The sequence below is a fragment of the Roseovarius atlanticus genome (genome assembly GCF_019802205.1).
Lineage (GTDB): Bacteria > Pseudomonadota > Alphaproteobacteria > Rhodobacterales > Rhodobacteraceae > Roseovarius > Roseovarius atlanticus_A.
Map to the genome: position 1 here is coordinate 391,989 of NZ_JAHVHQ010000003.1, position 25,876 is coordinate 417,864.

The window sequence follows — 25,876 nt, forward strand, 5'->3', positions numbered from 1 at the left end:
GCCCCGCCGGGTTGGGCGGGGCCTTGATGTTTATTGCGGGATTTCGGCGGTGATGCCTTCGACGAAGAAATCCATGCCCAGCAGCGTGCCGTCATCGGCGACTTCGCCCTCGGCCAGCCAGGCCGAGCCGTCCTGCCGGTTCAGCGGGCCGGTGAAGGGGTGGTACTCGCCTGTCGCGATGGACTCTTTCATCGCCAGCGCCTCTTCCTTGACCTCCGCGGGTACGGCGTCGGTGATCTCGCCGATCTCGACCATGCCGGGGCCGATGCCGTCCCAGGTCTCGGCGCTTTCCCAGCTGCCGTCGATCACGGCCTGGGTGCGGGCGATGTAGTAGGGGGCCCAGTTGTCGATGATCGAGCTCACGCGCGGTTTGGGCTTGTACTCGGCCATGTCGGACGCCTGCCCGAAGGTGATGACGCCCTCGGCCTTTTCCGCCGCCGCCTGGGGTGCGGTGGAATCGGTGTGTTGCAGGATCACGTCGGCGCCCTGGTCGATGAGCGCGGTGGCGGCGTCGGCCTCTTTCGGGGGGTCGAACCAGGTGTAGGCCCAGATCACCTTGAACTCGACGTCCGGGTTCACTTTCTTGGCGTGGATATAGGCGGCGTTGATGCCGCGGATCACCTCGGGGATGGGGAAGGAGGCGATGTAGCCGACGATGTTGGAGTCGGTCATCTTGCCGGCGATATGGCCCTGGATCGCGCGGCCCTCGTAGAAGCGTGCCGAGTATACGGAAACGTTGTCTGCGGTCTTGAAGCCGGTGGCGTGCTCGAACTTCACGTCGGGGAATTTCTGCGCCACGGCCATGGTGGCGTCCATGAAGCCGAAGGAGGTGGTGAAGATGAGATCCGCGCCCTGCAGGGCCATCTGGGTGATGGCGCGCTCGGCATCGGCGCCTTCGGGGACGCTTTCCTGGAACACGGTTTCGACCTGGTCGCCGAAATGCTCCTCGACCGCGAGGCGGCCCTGGTCGTGTTCATAGGTCCAGCCGCCGTCGCCGACGGGGCCGACATAGATGAAGCCGACCTTGGTCTTGTCCTGCGCCGGAGCGGGCAGGGCGAGGCCGAGCGACAGCGCCGCCGTGGCCAGAATTCGGGTGAGGATCATTGAGGTCTCCCTGTTGAGGTTTTTGGCCTCATTGCGAGGCGTGGAACGTGCGGCCCAAAGAGCCGGGCGCGCGGGATTTGTCGCCGGACATGATGACCAGCACCAGGATGGTGATCAAGTAGGGCGACATGGAGAGGTATTCGACCGGGATCGGGATGCCGGTGGGCTGAAGGTTGAGCTGCAGCACCGAGATGCCGCCGAAAAGCCAGGCGCCCAGGAGGACGCGGCCGGCCTTCCAGCTGGCGAAGACCACGAGAGCCAGCGCGATCCAGCCATAGCCGGCGGTCATGCCCTCGGTCCATTGCGGCACGCGCACGAGGGAGAGATAGGCGCCGCCCAGCCCCGCGCAGGCGCCGCCGAAGAGGATGGCCAGAAGGCGCACGAGCACGACCTTCAGGCCCAGCGCATGGGCGGCATCGTGGTTCTCGCCCACGGCGCGCAGGATGAGGCCCGCGCGGGTGTACTTGAGCATCGCCCAGACGGCGGCGACAAGCGCGAGGGCGAGATAGACCATCAGGTCGTGGGAAAAGAGGATGCGGCCGACGACGGGCAGGTCCGACAGCACCGGGATGTCGAGGCTGCGCGTGGGGGGCGGCTTGATCCCTTGGTAGCCCTGTCCCAGGAGCGCGCTGAGCCCCAGGCCGAACAGCGTGAGGGCAAGGCCCGAGGCGACCTGGTTGGCGAGCGCGACCTGGGTCAGGAGGCCGAAGAGCAGGGAAAGGACGGCCCCGCCGAGGGCTGCCGCCACGAAGCCGATGAAGGGCGAGCCGGTGTTGACCGCGATGGCGAAGCCGCAGATCGCGCCGGTGATCATCATGCCCTCGACGCCGAGGTTCAGGACCCCGGCGCGCTCCGCCACCAGCTCGCCCAGCGCGGCCAGCAGGATCGGGGTGGAGGCCACGATGAGCGAGGCCAGAAGCAGGATGGGGTCGATCGCGGAGAGGTCCATCAGGCCACCTCCGCCGATTTCCACCGCAGGCGGAAATGGGTCAGCACGTCCACGGCCAGCAGGAAGAAGAGCAGCATTCCCTGGAACATCTGGATGGCGGCGGCGGGCAGGCCGAGGTTCGATTCGGCAGCCTCGCCACCGATATAGGTCAGCGCCATCAAGAGCCCGGCCAGCAGGATGCCGATGGGATGCAGGCGCCCGAGGAAGGCCACGATGATGGCGGTGAAGCCGTAGCCCACGTTGAACTCGATGTTGATCTGTCCGGCGGGCCCCGCGACCTCGAACATGCCGGCAAGGCCCGCCAGCGCGCCGGAGATCCCGAGGCAGATCAGCACCAGCCGGGCGGGGGCCACGCCCGCGAAGCGCGCGGCGCGGGGAGCCTGGCCTGCCAGCCTGATGTGAAAGCCCAGGAGGTGCCGGGTCAGCAGGATATAGGCGAAGATCACGGCGATGGTGGCGGCCACGACGCCCCAGTGGATGCCGGTATCGGCGAAGATCTCGGCATTGTGGGCCGACGGATAGTCGCGCAGGTTGCGCGAGCCGGGAAAACCGCGCCCCTCGGGGTTGCGCAGGAGGCCCAGGGACATCTTGGCCAGCAACTGCTCGGCCACGTAGACCAGCATCAGCGAGACGAGGATCTCGTTGGTGCCGAAGCGGACCTTCAGAAAGGCCGGGATCATCGCCCAGGCCCAGCCGCCCAGCGCGCCCGCGAGGACCATCAGCGGGAAGATCAGGGCGGACTCGGTCGGATAGAAGGCCAGCCCGACGCCCGCGCCGGTGAGCGCGCCGATGATGTACTGGCCCTCGGCCCCGATGTTCCAGATGTTCGCCCGAAACCCGAGCGCGAGGCCGATGGCGATGAGGATCAGCGGTGCGGCCTTCACCAGCAGTTGCGGGCGGTAGTAGAAGGCGAACTCGCCGAAAAGCGGCTCCCAGAAGATCGTGCGGATGGCCTCGACCGGGTCTTGTCCCAGCGCGGCGAACATCGCGCCGCCGGCGATCATGGTGATCAGCACGGCCAGCACCGGGGCCAGCGCGGACCAGGTGCGGGATGGCTGGGGGCGGCGCTCCAGTTTCAGCACGGGGCACGTCCCGAGCGGAGGGCGGGGGGCCGTGTCTTCCTCTGGCCGAAAATATCCCCGCCGGAGGCAAGAATCTCTTTCTGCGCGGGGTCAGACATGCGCCACCTCCATGTCATGCGCGCCGCCCATCATCAGGCCGACCTGCTCGGTCGTGAGGCTGGCGGTGGGATGGATGTCCGACAGGCGGCCGGCGTTGAGCGCGGCGAAGCGGTCGGAGATCTGCATCAGCTCGTCGAGGTCCTGGCTGATGACCAGGATGGCCGCGCCCTTCGCGGCAAGGTCCATCAGCGCCTGGCGGATGAAGGCGGCGGCGGCGGCGTCGACGCCCCATGTGGGCTGGTTGACGATCAGCACCTCGGGGTCGTGCGCCATCTCGCGGCCGATGACGAATTTCTGCAGGTTGCCGCCCGAGAGCGCGCGGGCGGCCACCTCGGCGCCGGGGGTGCGGACGTCGAAATCGGCGATCACCTTTTCGGCGAAGCTGCGGGCGCGGGACCAATGGAGAAAACCGCGCTGCGAGAGGCCCTGCCGGGTCGCGCCGGTCAGCAGGGTGTTTTCCGTCAGGCTCATCTCGGGGGCGGCGGCGTGGCCCAGCCGTTCCTCTGGGGCGGCGAAGAGGCCGAGATCGCGGCGGGCCTGCGGGGGCAGGCGGCCGATGGGGGTGTCGTCGAGGCGCAGGGCGCCGGGCGTCACCGGCAACTCGCCCGAGAGTGCGGCGAGGAGTTCGTCCTGCCCGTTGCCCGCGACGCCGCCGATGCCGAGAATCTCGCCCGCGTGCAGCGTGAGCGACACCTTTTTGAGCGACGTGCCGAAGGCGGAAGGCGCGCGGACCGAGAGCGCGTCGAGCACGAGGCGCGCGTCACCGCGCTCGGTGTTGCGCCGGGCGGGGGCGGCGAAGGCGCTGCCGACCATCATCTCGGCCATCGCCTGCGCGGTGGTCTGCGCCGGGTCGCAGGTGCCCACGTTGCGGCCCCGGCGCAGGACGGTGGCGCGGTCGCAGAGCGTGCGGATCTCTTCCAGCTTGTGGGAGATATAGAGGATCGCCACGCCCTCGGAAGTGAGTTTGCGCAAGGTCTCGAACAGGATCTCGACCTCCTGCGGGGTCAGGACGGAGGTGGGTTCGTCCATGATCAGCAGGCGCGGCTCCTGCAAGAGGCAGCGGATGATCTCGACCCGCTGGCGTTCGCCCGCCGAGAGGTCGCCCACGATGCGGGTGGGGTCGAGCGGCAATCCGTAGGTTTCCGAGACCTCGCGGATGCGGGCGGCGAGGGTGCGCATGGGCGGCGGGTTTTCCATGCCGAGGGCCACGTTTTCGGCTACGGTGAGCGCGTCGAAGAGCGAGAAATGCTGGAACACCATGGCGACGCCCTGTTGCCGCGCGTCGCTGGGCTCGGACGGTGTGAAAAGTGATCCATGCAGGTGCATCGTGCCGCTGTCGGGCTTGACCAGCCCGTAGATCATCTTGACCAGCGTGGATTTGCCCGCGCCGTTTTCACCCAGGAGGGCGTGGACCTCGCCCGCGCGGATGTCGAAGCTGACGTCCTCGTTGGCGACCACGCCGGGATAGGCCTTGGTCAGCCCCTCGATGCTGAGCAGCGGTTCCGTCACGCGCCGTCGTCCCCCCCCGGTTTCGCGGTTCCCCGTCCCTGTTAGCGCAAGCCGGGCGGGCACGGCAATGGCACGCGTGGGATACGCGGCGTCGGGCGGGTGTGGGTGATGCGGATTTGGGCAGATGTCGGGCTTGGCGGCGGGGGCGGCGCTGGATAGTGTGGTGGCATGAGCAACTCCCCCCGATTCATCCATCTTCGCGTCCATACCGAGTATTCCCTGCTGGAAGGGGCGGTGCGGCTGAAAAAGCTCGCGGACCTCTGTGCAAAGCACCAGATGCCCGCGGTGGCGGTGACCGACACCAACAACATGTTCGCCGCGTTGGAGTTTTCCGTCACCGCGCAGGGGGCGGGGGTGCAGCCGATCATGGGCTGCCAGATGGACCTGGAATACATGACGCCCGAGCCGGGCAAGCGGCCGGTGCCGCCCGCGCCGGTGGTTCTGCTGGCGCAGAACGAGGAAGGCTACGAGAACCTGATGAAGCTCAATTCCGCGCTGTACCTGCGCGGGGACGGGCAGCTGGCGCATCTGACGGTGGAGGACCTGGAGGCGCATGGGGCGTCGGTGATCTGCCTGACCGGCGGGCCGGAGGGCGCGGTGGGCAAGCTCTTGCAACTGGGCCAGCGCCCGGCGGCGGAGGCGTTGATGCAGAAGCTTGCCGGGATCTTCGGGGATCGGCTTTACGTGGAATTGCAGAGGCATCGGGGCGAGGCGGGCGTCCCGGAGGCGGAGGCCAAGACCGAGCGCGGCTTTGTCGAGATGGCCTATGCCATGGAGTTGCCGCTGGTGGCGACGAACGACGTCTATTTCCCTGAAGCGAAAATGTACGAGGCGCATGACGCGATGATCTGTGTCGCGGAAGGCGCTTACGTGGACCAGTCCGAGCCGCGGCGGCGGCTGACGGCGGAGCATTACTTCAAGTCGCCCGCCGAGATGGCGACGCTCTTTGCCGACCTGCCCGAGGCGCTGGAGAACACGGTGGAGATTGCGCAGCGCTGTGCCTTTGGCGCGTATCGGCGCGATCCGATCCTGCCCAGGTTCGCCGACGACGAGGTGGACGAGTTGCGGCGGCAGGCGCAGGAGGGGTTGAAGGCGCGGCTGGCGGTCATTCCGCACGCGGCCTCGGTCGAGGAATACGAGGCGCGGTTGGAATTCGAGCTGGGGATCATCGAGGGGATGGGCTTTCCCGGCTACTTCCTGATCGTGGCCGACTTCATCAAGTGGGCCAAGGATCATGACATCCCGGTGGGGCCGGGGCGCGGCTCGGGCGCGGGGAGCCTCGTGGCCTATGCGCTGACGATCACGGACCTCGATCCGCTGCGGTATTCCCTGCTGTTCGAGCGGTTCCTGAACCCCGAGCGTGTGTCGATGCCCGACTTCGACATCGACTTCTGCATGGATCGCCGGGAAGAGGTGATCCAGTACGTGCAAGGCAAGTACGGGCGCGACAAGGTGGGGCAGATCATCACCTTCGGTGCGCTTTTGTCCAAGGCCGCGGTGCGCGATATTGGGCGGGTCTTGCAGATGCCCTATGGCCAGGTGGACCGCCTGTCGAAGATGATCCCGGTGGAGGGCGTGAAGCCTGTCAGCATCGAGAAGGCGCTGGCGCAGGAAGAGCGCCTGCGCGACGAGGCCCGCAACGAGGAGGTCGTGGACCGCCTGCTGAAATACGGGATGCAGGTGGAGGGATTGCTGCGCAACGCCTCGACCCACGCCGCCGGGGTCGTGATCGGGGACCGGCCGCTGGACGCGCTGGTGCCGCTGTACCAGGATCCGCGCTCGGACATGCCGGCGACGCAGTTCAACATGAAATGGGTTGAGCAGGCGGGGCTGGTGAAGTTCGACTTCCTGGGTTTGAAGACGCTGACGGTGATCCAGAACGCGATCGAGCAGATCCACGCGGGCGGGCGGGATCTGCATACGGCGGCGGATGGAGCCCAAATCTACGAGCCGAACGAGGGGGCCGAGAACGATATCGGGCAGATACCGCTCGATGACGAGAAGACCTATGCGCTTTACGCCAAGGCGAAGACGGTCGCGGTGTTCCAGGTGGAAAGCTCGGGCATGATGGATGCGCTGAAGCGGATGAAGCCCACCTGCATCGAGGATATCGTGGCGCTGGTGGCGCTCTACCGGCCCGGGCCGATGGAGAACATCCCGAAATATTGCGAGGTGAAGAACGGGCTGAGCGAGCGCGATTACCTGCACAAGTCGGTGGATCATATCCTGGACGAGACGCAGGGCATCATCGTCTACCAGGAGCAGGTGATGCAGATCGCGCAGGAGATGGCCGGGTATTCGCTTGGCGGCGCGGACCTGTTGCGCCGGGCCATGGGCAAGAAGATCCAGGAGGCGATGGATGCCGAGCGGCCCAAGTTCATCGCGGGGGCCAAGGAAAACGGGGTGGACGACGCCAAGGCGCTGGAGGTCTGGAACCTTCTGGACAAGTTCGCCAACTACGGCTTCAACAAGTCGCACGCCGCCGCCTATGCGGTGGTCAGTTACCAGACGGCGTGGCTGAAGACCAATCACCCGGTGGAGTTCATGGCCGGGGTGATGAACTGCGATATCCACCTGACCGACAAGCTGGCGATCTATTTCGAGGAAGTGAAGAAGGGGCTGGAATTGCCCTGGGCGCCGCCTTGCGTGAACCGCTCGGACGCGACGTTCCAGGTGAAGGACGGCGTGCTGCATTATGGCCTGGGCGCGCTGAAGAACGTGGGCGTCGAGGCGATGCGGCTGATCGTGGCGGCGCGGCGCGAGGGCGGCGAGGAGGCCCCGGATCAGGTCCGAGGCGGGGGCGACGAGAAGCCGTTCGTGACGCTTTATGATTTTGCCCGGCGCGTGGACCTGAAGGCGGTGGGCAAGCGCCCGCTGGAGATGCTGGCGCGGTCGGGGGCGTTCGACGCGCTGGACCGCAACCGGCGGCGGGTGTTCGACAGCCTGGAGGCGCTGATGCGCTATTCGGCGGCGATCCACGAGCAGAAGGGCTCGGCCCAGGTGTCGCTCTTTGGCGAGGCGGGCGAGGACCTGCCGGAGCCGCGATTGAGCCCGGTCGAGGACTGGCTGCCTGCCGAGCGGCTGACCGAGGAATATGCCGCCGTGGGGTTCTACCTCTCGGGGCATCCGCTGGACGATTACATGGCGGCGCTGAAGCGCAAGGACGTCAAGACGCTGGACGAGGTCAACGAGCTGGCGGCGCGGTCGGGGGCCGTGGTGGCCAAGATGGCGGGTGTTGTGGCCGGGCGGCAGGAGCGGAAATCGGCGCGCGGCAACCGTTTTGCCTTCGTGCAGCTGAGCGACGTGACGGGCGGCTACGAGGTGACGATGTTCTCGGACACGCTGGAGGTGGCGCGCGAGCATCTGGAGACCGGCAACCAGGTGGTGATCGTGGTCGAGGCGACGATGGAAAGCGACCAGCTGAAGCTGCTGGCGCGGTCGGTGCAGCCCGCCGATGCGGTGGTCGCGGATGCGGGCGCCAGCGGGCTGAAGATCTTCGTCGACAGCGAGGCCGCCATCGGGTCGGTCGCGCAGGTGCTGACCAACGCACCGGCGACGGCGGCACGGGGCGGGCGCGGGCCGATCCGGTTCTGCCTGATGGATCATGCGCTGCCCGGCGAAGTGGAGATCGACGCGGGCCGGGAGTTTCCGGTGACGCCGCAGATCAAGGGCGCGATCAAGAGCCTCGACGGCGTGGTGATGGTCGAGGACCTCTGAACCGGGGCCGAGTGATTCGGATCGGCAACACTCCACCGGCGCGGCGGCGGGCCAGTGGACCGGGTCGCGGTTCTGGGCTAAGTCGTTGACGGTATGCGATGGGACCCCGGGAGGACCATGCGGAAAATTGCGTTGATTTGCGTGCTGGCCCTGGCGGGCTGTGGCGCGCCCGAGGCCGAGATCGGCCGGTTGTCCGAGCAGGACCTGGCCGAGGATGCCCGGACCATGGGCGCCGTGCCCGGACCCGAAGCGCGGGCAGAGGCCGAGAGCGGCGGGTTCCTGGCGCGCCTGCTGGGCGGGAACGCGCCCAAGGCGGAGACCGCGGAGGGTCCCGAAGACGCGGAGGCCGGTGCGTCGGTGGAGACGGCCAGCCTGACACCGCCGGAAACCTATGGCGCCACGCGCGAGGTCGAGCGGACACCGCAGCGTCGCGGTCTTTTCGGGCTGCTGGGCGGCGGCGGAAGCAATGCCCCCGTCGAGGGCGCCACGAGCGAGGTCGCGCCGGGCACGGTGCTGCCCTATGGGCGCGTCGCCCGGATTTGCGGGCTGAGCGACAGGCAGATGGGCAAGCGGGTCGAGACCCTGCCGGAAGGTCGGGGCAAGTACGCGCTTTACGACAGCGCACCGGGCAGCACGGGGTTGCGGAGCTTTTACCTGACCGGGTTCGACGACGGCTGCGCGCGGCAGTTCTCGGCCGCCGTCGCGGTGCTGGCCGGGGCCGAGTCGCACGAGCAGCTGCGCTATGGTCTGCCCGCCGAGGTGCAGCCCTACAGCACGACCGACAAGGCCTATGAGGAGCTCAAGTCACGCGTGTGCCGGGTGGGACGGGGCAAGCCCTGCGGCACCCGGATCAACCGGCTGGAGCGGGACACGGTGTTCGTCAGCATCTACGAGCGGTTCGGCAGCAATGCGCAGTGGAACACGGTGCTGGTGCATGACGGCGCGGTGCTGGCGCAGGATCGCAAGGGCGGCTGAGCGCCCTTCGCATCCGGTCTTGCCTACCAGTGGGGCGGGCGGCTGTCGCCGACGACGCTCTGGCCGTCCAACGTCGACTCGCGTTCGGCCTCGCGCTCCAGCAGCAGCTGAACGCGGCGATTGAGCAGGGCGATCACGGTTTCCTGCCGGGCGACCGTGTCGGACAGGTCGTCCACGGCCCGGATCAGGTGGGCGATTTTCTCTTCGAGTTCTTGCATATGCGACCCTGGGGCTGTGTGCCAAAACATGATCAAACCTTGTCTGCCCGCAATCAAGGGGAAAACAAGTGACGCCAGGTCACAGTCGGGCCCGCGCCGTGCTTGCCCCGCAACCCGCCTTCGGCTAGACCGCGCCGCAAAGACCCCAGCCAAGGAACAAGGGACATGGCGAAGACCAAGAAGGCCCCGCGCCCCAAGGCGGAAACGCCCAAGGGGTTCCGCGATTATTTCGGTGTCGAGGTTTCCGAGCGCGCCGAGATGCTGCGCAAGATCGCCGGGGTCTATCATCGCTATGGCTTCGACGCGCTGGAGACGAGCGCGGTTGAGACGGTCGAGGCGCTGGGCAAGTTCCTGCCCGATGTCGACCGGCCCAACGAGGGCGTCTTTGCCTGGCAGGAGTTCGACGAGGACGACAAGGGCGACTGGATGGCGCTGCGCTATGACCTGACGGCGCCGCTGGCGCGGGTCTATGCGCAGTATCGCAACGATTTGCCGACGCCGTACCGGCGCTATGCGATGGGGCCGGTCTGGCGGAACGAGAAGCCGGGGCCGGGGCGGTATCGGCAGTTCTATCAATGCGACGCGGACACGGTGGGCACGGCCAGCATGGCCGCCGATGCGGAGATCTGCGCGATGCTGGCGGATACGCTGGAAGAGCTGGGAATCCCGCGCGGGGACTACTTGATCCGGGTGAACAACCGGAAGGTTCTGAACGGGGTGCTCAATGTAATCGCACCTGAGCGCCCCAACGAAAGCGGAGAGACGACACGAGAAACCATTAGGCGTGTTTGGGATATATCGACACGCGATGCGGTGCTGCGGACGATCGACAAATTCGACAAGGTTGGAGAGGCCGGCGTACGCGAATTGCTGACCACGGGACGAAAAGATTCCTCTGGTGCCTTCATTGAAGGCGTTGGGTTGAATAAACAGCAAGCTGAGCGTGTCGTCAGATTCTTAGTCGCACGCGGTTCAACCAATGCTGACACGTTGAAAAACCTTCAAGAGGCCGTTGGTGATAGTGCTGATGGCGAAGAAGGTGTTTATGAACTTCAGCAGATTGCCGAACTCTTGGCGGCGCAGGGCTATGGCCCGGACCGGATCGTGATCGACCCGAGCGTCGTGCGGGGGCTGGGGTATTACACCGGCCCCGTGTACGAGGCCGAGCTGACCTTCGAGATCTTCGACGAGAAGGGGCGCAAGCGGCAGTTCGGCTCGGTCGCGGGTGGGGGGCGCTATGATGACCTCGTGAAGCGGTTCACCGGGCAGGCGGTGCCGGCGACGGGGGTCAGCATCGGTGTGGATCGCCTGCTGGCGGCCTTGCGCGAGAAGGGGCGGATCGGGGGCGCGGTCGAGGGGCCTGTGGTCGTGACCGTCATGGACCGGGACCGGATGGCGGATTACCAGACGATGGTCGCGGAGCTGCGCAGTGCGGGCATCCGGGCGGAGGTCTATCTGGGCAATCCCAAGAATTTCGGCAACCAGATGAAATACGCGGACCGGCGGGGCAGTCCCGTCGCGGTCATTGCGGGCAGCGACGAGTTCGATGCGGGCAAGGTGCAGATCAAGGATCTGGTGCTGGGCGCGCAGATCGCCGAGAACGCCACGCTGGAGGAATGGAAGGAACGCCCGAGCCAGTTCGAGGTGCCGCGCGACCATCTGGTGGCGAAGGTGCGCGAGATCCTGGACGGCCAGGAAAGCGGACAGGGCTGATGGGACCGACCCCGGACAACCGCGCGGCGGTCAAGGCCGAGGCGGCGCGGCTGCGCGACATGTTCCAGGCGGCGGGGGCGGTGCCGGTGGAAACCTCGGTGCTGCAACCTGCGGACACGCTTCTGGACCTTTATGGCGAGGATATCCGGGCGCGGGCCTACGTGACCTCGGACGCGCTGCGCGGCGAGCAGATGCTGCGGCCCGATTTCACCGTGCCGGTGGTGCAGATGCATATGGCGCACGGGGCGGAACCGGCCTGTTATACCTATGCGGGCGAGGTGTTCCGGCGGCAGGAAGAGGACCCGGATCGGGCCAATGAATTCCTGCAAGTGGGGTTCGAGATGTTCGACCGGCGCGCGCCCGAAGAGGCGGATGCGCGGGTCTTCGCGGTGATCCACGAGGCGGTGAAGGATCTGCCCTTGCAGGCGGTGATCGGCGATATCGGCATCCTGATGGCCGCGGTCGACGGGCTGGAAACGACCGAGCGGCGCAAGGTGGCGCTCCGGCGGCATATCTGGCGGCCCCGGCGGTTCCGGGCGCTGATCGAGCGGTTCTCGGGCCGGGCGCCTGTGCCGGAGAGCCGGGCGGCACTGTTGAAGGCGAAGGACCCGATGGCCTGTGATGCGCCGATGATCGGGCTGCGCGGGCCGGACGAGATTGCGGCGCGGATCAAGGCGCTGCGCGAGGATGCCGGGACCGCGCCGCTGGCGGCGCCGGAGGTCGAGTTGCTGGACGCCGTGCTGGCGGTGCGCGAGACCGCCGACAACGCGCTGGAGCAGTTGCGCGACATCGCGGTGGACATGCCGGCGATTGCCGGGGCGGTGGAGGTTCTGGCCAAACGGCTGGAGGCGCTGGAGCGTGCGGGCGTGGCGCCCGATAGCCTGGAGTTCGAGGCCAGCTATGGGCGCACCCAGATGGAATATTACGACGGCTTCGTCTTCGGCTTTTCGGTGCCCAAGCGCCCGGACCTGCCCCCGGTGGCCACGGGCGGGCGCTATGACGCGCTGACCCGGCGGCTGGGCGGGGGGCACGAGATCCCTGCCGTGGGCGGCGTGATCCGCCCCGACCAGGTGGTGGCGCTGGGAGGCGGGGCATGAGCGTGAAGATCGGTGTGCCCTCGAAGGGCCGGTTGATGGAGAAGACCTTTGGCTGGTTCGCGGACCGGGGCGTGGAGCTGGGCCGGAGCGGCGAGGAGCGCGAATACGCAGGCTTCGTGCGCGGGGTCGAGAATGTCGAGCTGGTGCTGCTGTCAGCGGGGGAGATCCCGCGCGAGCTGGCGGCGGGCCGTATCCACCTGGGCGTGACCGGGCAGGACCTGGTGCGCGAGAAACTGGGCGGCTGGGAGCAGGTCGTGGAAGAGGTCGAGGTTCTGGGCTTTGGCGCCGCCGACCTGGTGCTGGCGGTGCCGCAGGCCTGGGTGGACGTGGGCACGCTGGATGACCTGGATGCGGTGGCGGCGGCGTTTCGGGGCAAGCACGGGTATCGCCTGCGGATCGCGACGAAGTATCACCGGCTGGTGCGGGAATTCCTGCGCGACAACGGCGTGGCGGATTACCAGCTGGTCGACAGCCAGGGCGCGACGGAAGGCACGGTGAAGAACGAAACGGCGGAGGCGATTGCCGATATCACCTCGTCCGGCGACACGCTCAGGGCCAATCACCTGAAGACGCTGGAGGACGGCATGATCCTGCGCAGCCAGGCGACGCTGTTTCGCTCGCGCCGGGTGGCGCATGACCCGGACGATCACGCGGCGCTGAAGGCGCTTCTGGATACGCTGGGCGTGGACTGAGGACGTCTCTTGAGTATTTCCGGGAGAGTGACACCCCGCCGGCGCGATGATCCGGCGGCGGTGCGGGACGTGGGCGGTGGGGTTGTGAGTATTTTCGGCAAGAAAAAGCCCGGGCTGCGGTGATGCAGCCCGACGCGCGGCAGCCCTATTCGTTTCGGGACGATCCGGCGGTGCCGGCCTTCGATGACGGGCGGATCGTCGTGGTGATGGATGCGGGATGTGCGCTTTGTTCCCGCGCGGCGTGTCGGATCGCGCGGCTGGACACGGATGACAGGGTGCGGATCGCGCCGATGCAAGGCGGGCTGGGGCGGGCGCTGCTGGAGCATTACGGGCTGGATGCGGATGACCCGGCGTCGTGGCTGATGATCGAGGAGGGGCGGGCCTGGGGCTCGCTGGACGGAATGGCGCTGCTGTTTCCGCGACTGCATTGGGCTTATGTGCCGATGCGGCTGGCGTGGGTCTTGCCGGTGGGCCTGCGCGACTGGATCTATGCGCGGATCGCGCGGAACAGGTACGCGGTGTTCGGGCATGGGGACTTGTGCGCCCTGCCGGACCCCGAGGTGCAGAAGCGGCTGTTGCTGTGACGGTCTACGCGCGGCTTCTGGGCGCGGACGAGATGGCGGCGCTGGCGCCGGAATGCCGGGCGCTGCACGCGGGCGACGGGGTGTTTCACGGGCGGATCACGGTGGAGGTGGCGCGCAACCCGGTGCTGCGGGCGGGGCTGCGGCTGGCGGGGTTTCCGCTGGAGGTGGAGGATGCGGAACTGCGGTTCGAAAAGCGCGGGCGCGGTGACCGGGATGTGTGGACGCGCGGCATGGCGGGGCAGGTGATGGAAACGGTGCAATGGGCCACGCCCGGTGGGCGGCTGGCCGAGCGGATGGGCGCGATGGTGGCCATCAGCCGACTGGTGCCGGCGGAGGGGGGACTTGATCTGGTGGACTGGCGGTTCCGGTGCCTGGGGCTGCCGGTGCCGGGGTGGATCGCGCCGAAGGTCGCGGCGCGCGAGCGGCCCGACGCGGGGCGCTACCTGTTCGAGATCTCCATCGGTCTGCCCTGGGGGCGCGCGCCGGTGCTGCGCTATCACGGGTGGCTAGACGTGGCCCAGGCGGCGGACGAGGGCGGGTAGGTCGGCGATGGTGTCGATGACGTGATCGGCGCCGGCGTCTTTCAGCAGGGCGGTGGCATGGGCGCGGAGTGGCGCGATCTCGGCCTCGGTGAGGGCGGCCAGGTCCTCGGGCGACTTGCCGACCGCGTTGCCGGAGAGGGCGACGCCCACGGTGACGCAGCCCGCCGCGACGCCTTCCTTGATGCCGGGGGCGGTGTCGTCGACCTTGAGGATCGTTGAGGGCGGGTAGGCGACGAGGTCGATCATGCATTTGTACATGCCAAGCGGGCCGGGGCGGCCCTCGGGCAGGTCGTCGGAGCACACCAGGTTGTCGGGGGTGTAGCCCTGTGCCGCCGCGACGGGCAGGACGTGCTCCATGATCGACCGGGTATAGCCGGTAGTGGAGCCGATCTTGAGGCCCATGGCGCGCAGCTCGGCGATGGCCTCGGCGCAGCCCGGCACCAGGGTGGCGTAATCGGCCGCCACCTTCTCGTTCATCGGCACGAAGACCTTGTAGACCTCGTCGACATCGGTGTCGGTGGGGGCGCGGCCATGCCGATCCTGCCACTGGCGGGCGAGGTCGGGCATGTCGAGCATGGTGCGGATGTGGTCCCACTTGGGCGCGCCCATCGGGGCGCGGGCCTGTTCGATGCTGGCGGTGAGGCCGAACTGCGCGAAGGCCTCGACGAAGACGCCCATCGGGGCGAAGGAGCCGAAATCGACGGTGGTGCCGGCCCAGTCGAACACGGCGGCGGTGAAGCGGGTCATGGAAGCGGTCCTTGCTGGCGGTTCGCCCGGGTCTAGCGGGCGAGTTTGATGGTTTCGTGACAGGTGTCAGAGCCCCGAGAGGAAGGCCGAGAGGTTCGTGCCCAGATGGTCGGAGACATAGCCGCCTTCCTGAACCAGCACGAGCGGCAGGCCGGTGCCGGCAAGGGTGCGGGCGATGCGGGTGAAGCCGGGGGTGGTGAGGGCGAGTCCCTTGAACGGGTCGGCTTCGTGCGCGTCGAGGCCGAGGGCGACGACAAGCGCGGTGGTGCCGAAATCGGCGATGCGGGCGAGGGCCGCGTCGAGGGCGGGGGCATAGCCGTCGTCGCCCGTCAGGCGCGGCAGGGGCAGGTTGAGGTTGGCGCCGAGACCGGGGCCGGTCCCGCGTTCCTGCGCATGACCCCAGAAGAACGGGTAGAAATCGGCCGGGTCGGCGTGGATCGACACGGTGAGCACGTCGGCGCGGTCGTAGAAGATGCCCTGGGTGCCGTTGCCGTGGTGCACGTCGATATCGAGGATCGCCGGGCGGTGGCCCGCGTCCAGCAGGCGCTGCGCGGCGATGGCGGAATTGTTGAGAAAGCAGAAGCCGCCGGCCTGGTCGGCATAGGCATGATGCCCCGGCGGACGGCTGAGCGCGTAGGCGTGCGGCGCCCCGGACGTCACCGCGTCGGCGGCGGCGATGGCGCATTGGGCCGAGGCGTAGGCGGCGGCCCACGTGTGCGGGCCGATGGGGCAGGCGGTGTCGGCCTGGTGATAGCCGGCCTGGCCCACCGGCGAGGTGGGGTAGCTGTCGCCGCGCGTGCGCGGGTGGATATTGGGAATGACCTCGGGCGCGGCGCCGTCGAGGGCGGACCAGCGGGCGTGGATGGTGCGCAGGAAGGCGAGGTATTCGGGGGTGTGCACAGTGGCGATGGGCGCGAGACCGGCATCGGGTGGGTCGGCAAAATTGCAGCCCGCGGCCCGGGCGGCCTCCTGAAGGATGCCGATGCGTTCGGGCGCCTCGGGCGAGGGCTTCGGCACGCCTTGGTGCAGGAAGGTTTGCGGCGCGTGGTCGGATTGGGCCGTGGCGAGGTAGGCGTGCATAATCATATCCCGGTCGAGGTGGTGCGGCGTGCAGATTAGCCCGGAGCGTGGTGGAATGACACCGGAAGGCTCGGCAGAAAAATGCACAGTTGCGCGCGGGTGTGGCAGGTTCGTAGCCGTTTCGACGGTTCACGATATTGTTTGCGCCAGTGAGGAAGTTGCAAGGAAACCTGCCTGAATTGGAGAAAAAATATATTTTTTTCAAAATACTAGGGCGTATCCATGTCAAGCCCCCGCAATTGTGCAGACCGTGACCAACCGTACAAATTCACTCGTGCAAGAAATTTTTGGGAACTCGTACGGGGGCACGTGGTTCTTACCCCAGATCGCAGCACGGTGCTGCACTAGCGAAGGAGATTACCATGTTTAACCGTACGATTGCACTCGCAGCCGCATTCTCGACCGCAGGCGCCCTTGCCGCCTACGCTGATTCCACCGTCGGCGAAGATGTGACCAACAAAGGTCAGGTTCTCGAAAACGCCGCCGAAGTGACGGACGGCAAGACCACCGTCGAGACGAAAACTTATTCCGAAGATGGCGACGACATCGTCGTGATCGGATCGCAAACGTCGGGTTCGGCCGACGAAGGTGTCGACGACGAGGTCGCACAGGACGAAACCGGCTCGGAGAACACCGAGGGCGAAAACATCCTGCTGATCGCAGAGCCGGGCACGAAGATCTTCACGGTGACGGGCGAGCCGGTCGGTACCGTGTCCTATACCGAAGACAGCGGTGAGATGGGCGGTCTGGTCTTTGTCGATCTCGACCCTGAAGCCGGCTACCAGGTGCCGACCGTCGGCATTCAGGTGAAGTCGCTGCAGACGACCAACCAAGGCAAAGCGCTGGAATACGCGTTTTCGGTCGACTACCTGCGTGACCGTATCGCGGACGCGTTGAGCCGCGGCTAACGCCCGCTCAACCGCTTAGAGTGACGAGTTCGAACCGGGGTGCTTCGGCATCCCGGTTTTTTCGTGTTCAGAGCGCGGTTTTGCCGGTGTTCTGGGCCCGGTGGCGACGGCAAAGATATTGCGGCCAGAGCGGAACCTCTGACGGGTGGGGGCGTTGTGAGAGCAATACAGATCGCAACACGTTACACCTACGTGAGGAGACGGAAAAATGAACGCCAAGACCAAAGTCAAAGACATGGTGAACGACGGGAAAGAAGCCGTCACCAAGGAGGCCGAAGCCCGCATGGATGACGTGCGCGACGACGTGGCCGAACATGCCGATACCGTATCGAGTGCGGCCCGGAAGGCCGCCGGCGAGTTCGAGGATTACGATGCCGTGAATTCGATCCTGACCCAGGCGAGCGAAGCGGTGGAAAACGCGACCAACCGCCTGCGTGAACGCTCGATCCCCGATCTGGTCGACGATGTGTCGGCCTTTGCCCGCCGCAACCCGCTGCTGTTTCTGGGCGGTGCTGCCCTGGCGGGATTCGCCGCGGCGCGCTTCCTGAGTGCAAGCGCACCGGCGGAGGACGAACCGGAGCTGATCACAGCGGATGAAGACGTGTGGTCGGGCTATCTGCCCGAAGCGCCGAAGGCGGAAAGCCGCGACTGATGATGGATCGACCGAAACAACCGCTTGGCGTGGTTGTGGCCCGCATCCTGCGCGAGGCGCGGGGATTGCTGGCGGCCCACGCCGACCTGGCCGGGCGCGAGATGCGTCAAAGCGTTCGCTCGGCCAAGGCGGGTCTTATCCTGCTTGCCGGTGCGATGCTGTTCGCCCTGGTCAGCATCCACGCCCTTGGCGTCGTTGCCGTTCTGGCGCTGGCGGACATGGGCCTGGGGCTGGGTACGGCGGCGGCGATCGTGTTCGGCGTGTTCGTCGTGGTGACGGTCGTGCTTGCCATGATCGGGATGCGGCGCCTGTCTGCCCGCGCGATGATGCCGCGGCGGACGATCGACAGCCTGAAGTCAGATATTGCAATATTCGAGGAGAGTCACAATGACCGCGAAGTCTATGGAAAAGCTTGAGAAAGATGCAGAAGAGCATCGCACCGGCCTGGCCGATGCGATCGGTGATTTCGCCGACACAGTGAACCCGGCGCGGTTGGGCCGCCAGACGGTGCACGACGTCGCCGAGTACGGCCGCAGCGCCACGCACAGCATCGCGCAGTCGGCCAAGGACCATCCCGTGGGCCTCGCGCTGGTCGGCATCGGTGCCGCCATGCTGGTTGCCGGGGGTGCCGCGCATCAGAAAGGTGCGTTCTCGAACCTGCGGCGCAACAGCGAGTTGAGCCAGGACGAGCGCATTGCGCGGGCCGCCGACCGGAACGCCAAGCGCGCCCAGGTCGCGGTGGGCCGCGCCAGCCCGTCCTCGTCACGGATGCGCCGGATGCTGGACAGCGGACTGGACCGGCTTGGACCCGAGGCGCGCGACCGCGTGATCTCGATGCGGCTGAAAGCGGTCGACGCACAGGAAGCGGCGGAGCGCTATGCCCGCGGTGCCGCGAAGTCGGCGGTCGACACGCACAATTCGCAACCGCTGGTGACCGGGCTGGTCGCTGCCGGGATCGGCGGGCTTCTGGGCGCCCTTCTGCCCAGCACCCGCCGCGAAGCCGAGATCATGGGGGCGCGTCGCGATGCGTTTCTGCGCGCCGCCGAGGAACGGCTGAGCGCCGAGATCGCCGAGCTGGAAACCCGGGGCAAGGCGGCCGTCAACGAAGCGGTTCGCGCCGGTTCCGAGCAATTCCAGACCAAGGCAGGGTAAATACCAAAGGTGGCCATGGATCATGCGTCGTCAAAGCTGGTTCGCGCCTGCCTTGTCATCCTGACCTTCATCGCAGCCGTCGCCGCGGCCAGACAGGCGCAGAACCTGCTGGCTCCGGCGACGTTCGCGATCGTGCTGGGCGTCGTTCTGTCGCCCGTCGCCAGTCGACTTCACGACCTTGGCGTGCCGCGTTCTGTCAGCGCGGCGCTTGCGCTGATCATGGCGGCAACGCTGATCTTTATGCTGATTGTCGCGTTGGGGCCGCTCTTGTCGGCACTGATCGAACAGGTTCCGCGCATCCAGCAGCAGTTTCGCGGCTGGATGAACGAATTGACGTTCATGCTGCGCAGTTTCGGCGGGATGACGATCGACCTTGAGCGGACGATCTCCGAAGGGGGCGAGGACGCGGTCGAAAAGGCGATTCCATCGGTTGCGGAAGCGTTGTGGCTGGCGCCGAACCTTCTGGGCCAATTGCTGATCTTTTCGGGTACGCTCTTTTTCTTTCTGCTGACCCGCGACGATATCTACAGTGCGGTGCCGCAGTACCGGGTGGCGTTGAAGCAAGCGGACCGCGCCGTGTCGCATTACTTCGTGACGATCACGCTGATCAACCTGGGTCTTGGCACCGCGCTGTGCGGCGTCCTGATGCTGATCGGGTTGCCCAATCCTATGCTGTGGGGGGCGGCCGCGTTCCTGGCCAACTTCGTGCTGTACCTGGGGCCGCTGGCCATCATGCTGTCGCTGCTGCTGGCGGGGTTGATCGCCTTCAGTTCGGCCTATGCGATGGTGGCGCCGGCGTCGTTCCTGTTGCTGAACGCGATCGAGGCGCAGTTCGTGACGCCCGCGCTGGTGGGCGCACAGTTGAAGGTCAATCCGCTTGTCGTTTTCCTGTCCATCGTATTCGGACTGTGGCTTTGGGGGCCGCTTGGCGGTATCGTTGCGCTGCCGGTGGTGATTTGGGCCTATGCCCTGACCACCGCGCAATCCAAGCGCGGGACCGCGTCCGAATACAAGATGGAACAGGTTGCATGACATGTCAGGACGCTGACGCATATCATTTCTCGCCTCTGCCCATCGAGAAGAACGCGCAAGGCGCGGCGCGGCGTGTCGGCGTGGAGGTGGAGTTTTCGGGGTTGAGCGAGCGCCGCGCCGCGTCGATCCTGCAGGAGACCTTCGGCGGAGAGCTTGACGACAGCAACCCTCATCAGCTGTTCGTGCGCGGCGGTGCGCTTGGCGACCTGGAAGTCGAGCTGGACACCGTGCTTGGCAAGACGGGGATGGGGGCGGAGAGTCAAAGTCGGCTGAAGGACCTGCTGCGCGGGCTGGTGCCGGTCGAGATCGTCACTGAACCGTTGCTTCCCGACCAGGTGGCGCTGTTCGACACGGTCATGCCGGTGCTGCGCGAGGCGGGCGCGAGCGGATCGCGGGACGGGGTGTTCCTGGGCTTCGGCGTGCATCTCAACGCCGAGGTGGTGGCGCCGGCCGACCCGCACACGATGCGCACGGTCCGGGCCTTCGCCCTGCTCGACCCGGTGCTGCGGGCCGAGAAGGGCATTGACGTGACCCGCCGCGTGCTGCCTTTCGTGACATCCTGGCCAAGGGCGCTGGTGGATCTTCTGATCGACGAGAAGCCGGATCGCCTGGCGGCGCTGATCGACCTCATCGACCCGTATGTGCGCAGCCGCAACCACGCGCTGGACCTGCTACCCCTTCTGAAACACGCCCGGCCGAAACTGTTCGAGGCGAGCTATCCCGACGAGCAGAGCACGACGGCGCGGCCGGCCTTTCACTTTCGCCTGCCGGACAGCCGGATCAACGAGCCGGGCTGGTCGCTGCGGGAGCCGTGGGAGATGTGGCGCATGGTCGAGGAGGTGGCGGCGTCGGATCGGCTGGAGCGGTTGGAGGAGGCGTGGACCGAGCGACAGCGGGCGCACGGCGTGTTGCGCCGCGACAGCGCATGGGTGCGCGTCGCCAGCGATATCCTGAGCCGCGACGACGCATGACGACAAAGCCGGTCATTGCAGTGACGACCTCGCAGCGGTCGGGGTGGCGGATCTTTCCGCTGGTGTGGTTCAACCTGTGGCTGGCCGGTGGCGGCGCGGTGCGCTGGGGCGTGGGACGTCCGGCGAACCTGGAAGAGGTCGACGGCCTGATCATCGGCGGCGGGGACGACGTGGGACCGGAGCTTTACGGTGGCACGATCAACCTGTCGGCGGAGCTGGATCGCGACCGCGACGACCTGGAGCGCGGACTGGCGACCGAGGCGCTGGAACAGGGGGTGCCGGTCCTGGGCATCTGCCGGGGCGCTCAGATGATGAACGTCGCCTTCGGCGGATCGCTTGACCAGAATGCGTGGCAGACGTTCGGCAAGGCGGAGAAGATCAAGACGATCCTGCCAAAGCGCGATGTGGACGTCCTGGAAGACACCCTTCTGGCGCGGATCTGCGGGCCTGAGCGGATGCGGGTGAACGCGCTGCACACGCAGGCCGTCGACAGCCTGGGGCGCGGATTGCGGGTGGGGGCGCGCGACACCTGGGGCATGATCCAGGCGATAGAACGCCCGACGGACCCGTTCGCGGTGGGGGTGCAGTGGCATCCCGAGCACCTGTTCTACGCCAGGCGCCAGCGGCTGCTGTTCAAGGCGTTGGTGGCGGCCGCACGGGCCTATCGCGCGTCACGCGCGCAGGTCGAGGCGGTCTTGAAGGACGCATGAAAAAGGGCGCCGCGAGGGCGCCCTTTCCGGGTCGTTCGCGGGCAGATCAGTAGCCCGAGAGAATCTTGTCCACGTCGCGGCGGACCTCGTCCTTGTCCTTGCCGACCTTGGCCTGCAGCTTGCCGATCATCTGTTCGCGCTCGCCGCGCGCTTCTTCCAGGTCGTCGTCGCTGAGGTCGCCGTAGATCTCGCGGAGCTTGCCTTTGATCTGGGTCCAGTTGCCTTCGATGCGATCTTGGTCCATCTCGAATTCTCCAATAATCCTTGGGGTTTGAGCCGTCCCACCGCGGGGCGGCCCGTCATCTCGTCTGTATAGGGAAAACGCAATCCGCTGGCCGGAGTTCCAGCCGTTGCCGCCGTCAGACGATATTTTCCGTCACGCCGGGCAGGTTGAGCCAAGTATCGCGCAATTGGGCGCTGTCATGCTGGACCAGGAAGCCGTGACGGTTCTCGGGGGTCATGACGCTGTTCTCGGCAATCTTCTTGGACCACCAGGGGAACATGGTGTCATGGGCGCGTGCCTCGGGCGGCAGGTCCTCGAACCACCAGTGCGCCATGAGCCGTTCGCGCAGGGTCTGGATGCGCTCGGGCCGGGTGATGCGCACCGCCGCCTCGGTATCCCAGTAGAGCGAACGACCGTTGAGATTGGCCGATCCGACCAGCGCGAACGAGTCGTCCTGCACGAGGATCTTGTTGTGGACGTGGATCAGCGGCGAGCCCGAGAGCGTCTGGATCGTGTCGCGGGCGGCGAACCGGGGCTGCACCGGCGTGGCGACGATGATGCGGTCGCCGAAGCTGTCGCGCACCATTTCGATCGCGTCGTGCTGAAGCGACATGCCATAGCGGGCGTCGACGCCGATGTCGCTGGAATAGGCGACCTCGTCGGGCAGACCGGGCAGAATGAGGATGGCGTGCAGGTCGGGCCGCCGGCGCCCTTCCTTGGCCAGCCGCCGGGCCAGGCCGCGGGCGCGGAAATACTGGGTCTCGATATAGACCATGTCCTTGGCGCGCTTGAAAGCGCGGACATGATCCTCTTCGATCTCGTGCAGCAGGGTCTTGGGCGAGACGTAGGGCAGCTGCGTCGGACGCGGGGCCGAGAGCGTGCGCCGGATGTATTTCATCGGCGCGGGCTTGCGGCAGGCGTCGATGCTGGTGAGGAAGGTCTTGACGTGATGCGCCGCCTCGATCGCCTCGGGACCGCGCACCAGAAGCTGGACGTCGGACCAGGTATGGGCGGCGATCCGGTCATGCTGGGGCGTGTCGTAGCGCCGTTCGTTGAGGTCGAGACCGCCGACGTAGACCACCTCGTCGTCGATCACGGCGATCTTCTGGTGATGCGACGTGGTGTGCAGCTCGGGCAGGGCGCCGTTATCCAGGCGCACGGCCTCGCGCAGTTTCTGGTCGTCGCTGAGCGCCATCAGCCGCTTGGACCGGCGCCGCAGGACAGCGGGCAGGAAGGCCAGCCAGGGCAGGCGCCCGGCCTTGGCCGGATGGAGGTGCGGGGTGACACGCAGATTGTGGATCGAGCAATCGGAGACTTCGGCCAGCGCGGCGGCCTGGCGCACGGTACGCCAGGTCAGGCGGTGCAGTTCGGTGGCGAAGATCGGATCGAAATCACTGACGGTGATGTGGATGCGCACGCCGCGGCAGAGGACGTGTTCCAGTAGGTCGAACCACGTCTCGCCGATTTCGCGGGCCTCCGGGCTGCGCAGCTGCGTGGCCAGGTCGAAGATGCGAAAGGAGCCCCAGATATGCGACTTGGCAGCAAGCACGGCGCGCTCGAACACGGGCCACGCCTCCTGCGCGGTTATCATCACCTGGAAGTCTGGATCGTCGCCATTCTGTATCACGTTGCCGACTCGAAGTCCTTTCGTTCGAACGTGACGTGCAGACCGTAGTGGTCGTCGTCTTCCGTCACCTCCTGGTGGCCGTCAAGCTGGCTGACAAACGCCTTCATCAACTTGGTGCCAAGGCCGCTGATGGTTTCGACCTCGGGGATGGGTCGAAGCATGACCGGGCCCTTGGAGTTGATGACGCTGAGCTGATATTGCCCGCCGGACTGTTCTTTCAACGTAACCCGGACGGACGGGGTTTCATCCTTTTTCGCCCCGACATATTTCAGCGCGTTGGTCAGTGCCTCGGCAAGCAGCATCGAGAGCGGCACCGCCTGGTCGGGGTAGAGCGGCAGCGCATCGAGTTCGCGCTCGATCTTGATGCCGGGGACGGTCATCATGGTGGAGATGTCGGTGACGACCGCCTCGAGCAGCTCGTTGGCCTCGATCGTCAGCAGGTCGGGCGTGGTGTAGAGCGTGCGGTGCAGCATGGCGAGGCCGTTGACCCGCCGTTGCAGGCTGGCCAGCATGAACTTGGCCTCGGGCGTCTTGGCGCTGCGCAGTTGCATGTTCATGATCGAGGCGATCATTTGCAGGTTGTTCTTGACGCGGTGGTGCACCTCTTTCAGCAGCACCTCCTTGTCCTTCAGGTCCTTGTCCTGCCGCGCCTCGGATTCGGCGATGATGATCGCCATGCGGTTGAAGGCGCGTTCGGCCTCGGCAAATTCCTCGGGCGGGTTTTCCAGCCGGAGGGGGAAGCCGTCACGCTGGCCCAGCGCGAAGCGGCGCATGGCCGAGCGCAGATCGCGGACATGGCGGATCACGACGCGGCGCAGTTCGTACCAGGCGAAGGCGAGCCCGGCCGCCCAGATCGCGAAGGGAAACAGAAGATTCAGCACGTAGTATGCAAATGCGCCGCCCCAGACGGAGGTGCGCGCGGGCCAGCTTGCGATGACGCTGACCTGGTCCTGGAAGATGCTGGCCACCGCGTAGATGCGTTCCTCGCCAAGGCCGTCCTCGCCGGTGAAGGTGGTGCCGACATGGCGGGTGAGATCCTTGGGGTCGATCATCTGCGGCAGGATGTCTTCGGCATTGTCGCGGCCGCCGCTGGCGGAGATGGTCTGGCCATCGTTGGTGAAGGTGACGAAGCGCAGTTCATGGTCGTACCGGGGCGACGTGAGCGGCTGGTAGGTCAGGCGCAGCGGCACCGACAGCGAGACGATGCCCGTCAGGCTGCGATCGACATAGACGGGATGGTTCACGACCAGCACGGGTTGCTGGCTTATGGAGCCGAGGGGCGCCACATAGACACTGGGACCGTCCGCGTCGAGCGCTCGCTGCAGGCGTTCGAGCGTGCGGAAGTCGCGCACCTCTTCGCCCTCGGAGCCGCATTCCATGATGCCCGAAAGCTTGGTGTAGCCGGCAAAGGCGATGTGGGCGTTGCTTTCGGCGAATTCGCGCATGACCTCGCGGCAGGCGGGGGCGTCGTCGAGGATCGACAACGCCGCCAGGCCTTCGGCAGAGCCGAGCGTCTGCTGGATCAGTTCGCGTTCGTCGCGGGCGGCCGAGGTGGTTTCGAAGAATAGCGCGTTGCGGCGCAGGTTCTCGGTCTCGTCCAGGACCTGGTCGGTCTGATAGACGGCGATGACGCCGAGCGGGAACAGCGCCAGCGCCAGCAACGCAAAAAGACGGAACGACAGCCGGTTGACCATCGTTCCGTATGCGTCGAGGAGGGCTTTGGACTTCTTAGGCAACGCTTTTGTTCGCCGATACGATGCCCGCGGTGACCGCGTCCGTCGTTTCGAGTACCTGATCCTCGTCCAGATGCATCAATTCCACCAGTCGCGCACGGGCGCGGTTGACACGGCTCTTGATCGTACCCACGGCGACACCGCAGGTTTCCGCGGCTTCCTCGTAGGAAAAGCCGCCGGCACCGACCAGCACCAAGGCTTCGCGCTGTTCGTCGGGCAGCTTGTCGAAGGCGACGTGAAAGTCGCGCATCTGCAATCTGCCATCGTGATCCGGCTTTTTCGCCAGCGACGCAGCCAGTTCGCCGTCGGTGTCGGACACCTCGCGGCGCGCCTTGCGGTGATGGGAATAATACGTGTTACGCAGAATTGTAAAGAGCCAGGCGCGCATGTTCGTGCCGGGCTGAAACTTTTCGATATTGGTCCAGGCCTTGACCAGGGCGTCCTGCACCATGTCGTCGGCCAGCGCGGAGTTGCGCGTCAGGCTCATGGCGAACGCGCGCATCGGCCCGAGGTGTTCGACCAGTTCTTCGCGCGGGTCGCTCATGAATTGTCGTCCGTCCCGGAAGATTTGTCCGCGCCGTGCCCGCTCGTCTTGAGCTGCTCCAGCAGGTCAGTGAAGCGGGACGGCAAAGGCTCACTGGCCACATCCTCGAATGCGCGCTTGAGGTTTTCGTCGATGGTATTTTGCACTCTTGAATTCCGTTTATCTCGAGTCATTTTGTCTTTTGGCCACATTTGTATAGTGTGTCTGGAACTTAAC

Annotated in this window: 26 protein-coding genes; 14 read left to right on the top strand and 12 right to left on the bottom strand. The window is 66.4% G+C overall.

Translation table 11 applies throughout. The annotated features are described in order from the left end of the window. Window positions 1–30: 30 nt before the first annotated feature. From KUV49_RS07725 to KUV49_RS07740, 4 genes are all read right to left on the bottom strand, one after another. A complete protein-coding gene (locus KUV49_RS07725) occupies window positions 31–1,104 on the bottom strand; it encodes a BMP family ABC transporter substrate-binding protein (protein WP_222449447.1) in 1,074 nt (357 codons plus the stop codon). A gap of 28 nt (window positions 1,105–1,132) precedes the next feature. Continuing rightward, window positions 1,133–2,053 (bottom strand): ABC transporter permease, encoded by a 921-nt coding sequence (locus KUV49_RS07730; RefSeq protein WP_222449448.1) that lies wholly within the window; start codon window positions 2,051–2,053, stop codon window positions 1,133–1,135. Continuing rightward, window positions 2,053–3,135, bottom strand: coding sequence for an ABC transporter permease (locus KUV49_RS07735; RefSeq protein WP_222449449.1), 1,083 nt, complete (start codon window positions 3,133–3,135; stop codon window positions 2,053–2,055). Before KUV49_RS07735 ends, KUV49_RS07730 begins: the two co-directional genes overlap by 1 nt. Window positions 3,136–3,225: 90 nt before the next feature. Then, on the bottom strand, window positions 3,226–4,743 hold the full coding sequence (locus KUV49_RS07740) for an ABC transporter ATP-binding protein (protein WP_222449450.1): 1,518 nt from the start codon (window positions 4,741–4,743) through the stop codon (window positions 3,226–3,228). 168 nt (window positions 4,744–4,911) lie between these two features. Here KUV49_RS07740 and dnaE point away from each other — a divergent pair, with 168 nt between their 5' ends. Continuing rightward, a complete protein-coding gene (dnaE, locus tag KUV49_RS07745) occupies window positions 4,912–8,460 on the top strand; it encodes a DNA polymerase III subunit alpha (protein ID WP_222449451.1) in 3,549 nt (1,182 codons plus the stop codon). A gap of 117 nt (window positions 8,461–8,577) precedes the next feature. Then, complete coding sequence (locus KUV49_RS07750) at window positions 8,578–9,435, top strand: hypothetical protein (protein ID WP_222449452.1); 858 nt, start codon at window positions 8,578–8,580, stop codon at window positions 9,433–9,435. Between the two features lie 23 nt (window positions 9,436–9,458). On the opposite strand, the gene KUV49_RS07755 is transcribed toward KUV49_RS07750, so the two are convergent. After that, entirely contained in the window at window positions 9,459–9,653 is a 195-nt protein-coding gene (locus KUV49_RS07755) for a SlyX family protein (RefSeq protein WP_222449453.1), read from the bottom strand. Window positions 9,654–9,818: 165 nt separating this feature from the next. Here KUV49_RS07755 and hisS point away from each other — a divergent pair, with 165 nt between their 5' ends. The 5 genes from hisS (at window position 9,819) to KUV49_RS07780 (ending at window position 14,281) form a co-directional block, all read left to right on the top strand. After that, window positions 9,819–11,366 (top strand): histidine--tRNA ligase, encoded by a 1,548-nt coding sequence (hisS, locus tag KUV49_RS07760; RefSeq protein WP_222449454.1) that lies wholly within the window; start codon window positions 9,819–9,821, stop codon window positions 11,364–11,366. Further along, entirely contained in the window at window positions 11,366–12,463 is a 1,098-nt protein-coding gene (locus KUV49_RS07765) for an ATP phosphoribosyltransferase regulatory subunit (protein ID WP_222449455.1), read from the top strand. The genes hisS and KUV49_RS07765 overlap by 1 nt, the downstream gene beginning before the upstream one ends. Then, the gene (gene hisG, locus KUV49_RS07770; protein ID WP_222449456.1) at window positions 12,460–13,155 is read left to right on the top strand and encodes an ATP phosphoribosyltransferase; all 696 of its coding nucleotides are present in this window, start codon (window positions 12,460–12,462) and stop codon (window positions 13,153–13,155) included. The genes KUV49_RS07765 and hisG overlap by 4 nt, the downstream gene beginning before the upstream one ends. Window positions 13,156–13,277: 122 nt before the next feature. After that, window positions 13,278–13,739, top strand: coding sequence for a thiol-disulfide oxidoreductase DCC family protein (locus KUV49_RS07775; RefSeq protein ID WP_222449457.1), 462 nt, complete (start codon window positions 13,278–13,280; stop codon window positions 13,737–13,739). Continuing rightward, window positions 13,736–14,281, top strand: coding sequence for a DUF4166 domain-containing protein (locus tag KUV49_RS07780; RefSeq protein WP_222449458.1), 546 nt, complete (start codon window positions 13,736–13,738; stop codon window positions 14,279–14,281). Before KUV49_RS07775 ends, KUV49_RS07780 begins: the two co-directional genes overlap by 4 nt. Here KUV49_RS07780 and phnX read toward each other — a convergent pair. Both phnX and KUV49_RS07790 read right to left on the bottom strand, forming a co-directional pair. Beyond that, on the bottom strand, window positions 14,246–15,028 hold the full coding sequence (gene phnX / locus KUV49_RS07785) for a phosphonoacetaldehyde hydrolase (RefSeq protein WP_222449459.1): 783 nt from the start codon (window positions 15,026–15,028) through the stop codon (window positions 14,246–14,248). The genes KUV49_RS07780 and phnX overlap by 36 nt on opposite strands. Window positions 15,029–15,094: 66 nt before the next feature. Continuing rightward, window positions 15,095–16,108: a histone deacetylase family protein gene (locus tag KUV49_RS07790; RefSeq protein WP_222449460.1), complete on the bottom strand. Its 1,014-nt coding sequence runs from the start codon at window positions 16,106–16,108 to the stop codon at window positions 15,095–15,097. A gap of 362 nt (window positions 16,109–16,470) precedes the next feature. Here KUV49_RS07790 and KUV49_RS07795 point away from each other — a divergent pair, with 362 nt between their 5' ends. From KUV49_RS07795 to KUV49_RS07825, 7 genes are all read left to right on the top strand, one after another. Beyond that, entirely contained in the window at window positions 16,471–17,016 is a 546-nt protein-coding gene (locus KUV49_RS07795; RefSeq protein WP_222449461.1) for a hypothetical protein, read from the top strand. Window positions 17,017–17,224: 208 nt separating this feature from the next. Next, window positions 17,225–17,668, top strand: a complete 444-nt coding sequence (locus KUV49_RS07800) for a hypothetical protein (protein WP_222449462.1) — start codon at window positions 17,225–17,227, stop codon at window positions 17,666–17,668. Then, entirely contained in the window at window positions 17,668–18,084 is a 417-nt protein-coding gene (locus tag KUV49_RS07805; RefSeq protein ID WP_222449463.1) for a phage holin family protein, read from the top strand. Before KUV49_RS07800 ends, KUV49_RS07805 begins: the two co-directional genes overlap by 1 nt. After that, window positions 18,056–18,820 (top strand): hypothetical protein, encoded by a 765-nt coding sequence (locus tag KUV49_RS07810; RefSeq protein ID WP_222449464.1) that lies wholly within the window; start codon window positions 18,056–18,058, stop codon window positions 18,818–18,820. The genes KUV49_RS07805 and KUV49_RS07810 overlap by 29 nt, the downstream gene beginning before the upstream one ends. A 15-nt stretch (window positions 18,821–18,835) precedes the next feature. Further along, window positions 18,836–19,852 (top strand): AI-2E family transporter, encoded by a 1,017-nt coding sequence (locus KUV49_RS07815; RefSeq protein WP_222449465.1) that lies wholly within the window; start codon window positions 18,836–18,838, stop codon window positions 19,850–19,852. After that, the gene (locus KUV49_RS07820) at window positions 19,849–20,823 is read left to right on the top strand and encodes an amidoligase family protein (protein ID WP_222449466.1); all 975 of its coding nucleotides are present in this window, start codon (window positions 19,849–19,851) and stop codon (window positions 20,821–20,823) included. Before KUV49_RS07815 ends, KUV49_RS07820 begins: the two co-directional genes overlap by 4 nt. Beyond that, entirely contained in the window at window positions 20,820–21,533 is a 714-nt protein-coding gene (locus KUV49_RS07825) for a gamma-glutamyl-gamma-aminobutyrate hydrolase family protein (RefSeq protein WP_222449467.1), read from the top strand. The genes KUV49_RS07820 and KUV49_RS07825 overlap by 4 nt, the downstream gene beginning before the upstream one ends. A 46-nt stretch (window positions 21,534–21,579) precedes the next feature. On the opposite strand, the gene KUV49_RS07830 is transcribed toward KUV49_RS07825, so the two are convergent. The 5 genes from KUV49_RS07830 to KUV49_RS07850 all read right to left on the bottom strand — a co-directional run bounded on the left by KUV49_RS07830 (window position 21,580) and on the right by KUV49_RS07850 (window position 25,806). Then, window positions 21,580–21,777 carry a CsbD family protein gene (locus tag KUV49_RS07830; protein ID WP_152496197.1) on the bottom strand — a complete coding sequence of 66 codons (198 nt, stop codon included), beginning with the start codon at window positions 21,775–21,777 and terminating at the stop codon, window positions 21,580–21,582. Window positions 21,778–21,892: 115 nt separating this feature from the next. Continuing rightward, window positions 21,893–23,383, bottom strand: coding sequence for a phospholipase D family protein (locus tag KUV49_RS07835; RefSeq protein ID WP_315899484.1), 1,491 nt, complete (start codon window positions 23,381–23,383; stop codon window positions 21,893–21,895). Next, window positions 23,380–25,119 (bottom strand): sensor histidine kinase, encoded by a 1,740-nt coding sequence (locus KUV49_RS07840; RefSeq protein WP_222449468.1) that lies wholly within the window; start codon window positions 25,117–25,119, stop codon window positions 23,380–23,382. Before KUV49_RS07840 ends, KUV49_RS07835 begins: the two co-directional genes overlap by 4 nt. Beyond that, window positions 25,112–25,660 carry an RNA polymerase sigma factor gene (locus KUV49_RS07845; protein WP_152491682.1) on the bottom strand — a complete coding sequence of 183 codons (549 nt, stop codon included), beginning with the start codon at window positions 25,658–25,660 and terminating at the stop codon, window positions 25,112–25,114. The genes KUV49_RS07840 and KUV49_RS07845 overlap by 8 nt, the downstream gene beginning before the upstream one ends. Further along, complete coding sequence (locus tag KUV49_RS07850) at window positions 25,657–25,806, bottom strand: NepR family anti-sigma factor (protein ID WP_315899485.1); 150 nt, start codon at window positions 25,804–25,806, stop codon at window positions 25,657–25,659. The genes KUV49_RS07845 and KUV49_RS07850 overlap by 4 nt, the downstream gene beginning before the upstream one ends. Between the last annotated feature and the right edge of the window lie 70 nt (window positions 25,807–25,876).

Coding starts and splice junctions, on each gene's coding strand:
- hisG (WP_222449456.1), top strand. CDS start 12,460: ATGAGCGTGAAGATCGGTGTGCCCTCGAAGGGCCGGTTGATGGAGAAG.
- phnX (WP_222449459.1), bottom strand. CDS start 15,028: ATGACCCGCTTCACCGCCGCCGTGTTCGACTGGGCCGGCACCACCGTC.
- hisS (WP_222449454.1), top strand. CDS start 9,819: ATGGCGAAGACCAAGAAGGCCCCGCGCCCCAAGGCGGAAACGCCCAAG.
- KUV49_RS07755 (WP_222449453.1), bottom strand. CDS start 9,653: ATGCAAGAACTCGAAGAGAAAATCGCCCACCTGATCCGGGCCGTGGAC.
- KUV49_RS07825 (WP_222449467.1), top strand. CDS start 20,820: ATGACGACAAAGCCGGTCATTGCAGTGACGACCTCGCAGCGGTCGGGG.
- KUV49_RS07730 (WP_222449448.1), bottom strand. CDS start 2,053: ATGGACCTCTCCGCGATCGACCCCATCCTGCTTCTGGCCTCGCTCATC.
- KUV49_RS07805 (WP_222449463.1), top strand. CDS start 17,668: ATGATGGATCGACCGAAACAACCGCTTGGCGTGGTTGTGGCCCGCATC.
- KUV49_RS07830 (WP_152496197.1), bottom strand. CDS start 21,777: ATGGACCAAGATCGCATCGAAGGCAACTGGACCCAGATCAAAGGCAAG.
- KUV49_RS07845 (WP_152491682.1), bottom strand. CDS start 25,660: ATGAGCGACCCGCGCGAAGAACTGGTCGAACACCTCGGGCCGATGCGC.
- KUV49_RS07810 (WP_222449464.1), top strand. CDS start 18,056: ATGACCGCGAAGTCTATGGAAAAGCTTGAGAAAGATGCAGAAGAGCAT.
- KUV49_RS07795 (WP_222449461.1), top strand. CDS start 16,471: ATGTTTAACCGTACGATTGCACTCGCAGCCGCATTCTCGACCGCAGGC.
- KUV49_RS07750 (WP_222449452.1), top strand. CDS start 8,578: ATGCGGAAAATTGCGTTGATTTGCGTGCTGGCCCTGGCGGGCTGTGGC.
- KUV49_RS07790 (WP_222449460.1), bottom strand. CDS start 16,108: ATGCACGCCTACCTCGCCACGGCCCAATCCGACCACGCGCCGCAAACC.
- dnaE (WP_222449451.1), top strand. CDS start 4,912: ATGAGCAACTCCCCCCGATTCATCCATCTTCGCGTCCATACCGAGTAT.
- KUV49_RS07725 (WP_222449447.1), bottom strand. CDS start 1,104: ATGATCCTCACCCGAATTCTGGCCACGGCGGCGCTGTCGCTCGGCCTC.
- KUV49_RS07775 (WP_222449457.1), top strand. CDS start 13,278: ATGCAGCCCGACGCGCGGCAGCCCTATTCGTTTCGGGACGATCCGGCG.
- KUV49_RS07815 (WP_222449465.1), top strand. CDS start 18,836: ATGGATCATGCGTCGTCAAAGCTGGTTCGCGCCTGCCTTGTCATCCTG.
- KUV49_RS07820 (WP_222449466.1), top strand. CDS start 19,849: ATGACATGTCAGGACGCTGACGCATATCATTTCTCGCCTCTGCCCATC.
- KUV49_RS07800 (WP_222449462.1), top strand. CDS start 17,225: ATGAACGCCAAGACCAAAGTCAAAGACATGGTGAACGACGGGAAAGAA.
- KUV49_RS07765 (WP_222449455.1), top strand. CDS start 11,366: ATGGGACCGACCCCGGACAACCGCGCGGCGGTCAAGGCCGAGGCGGCG.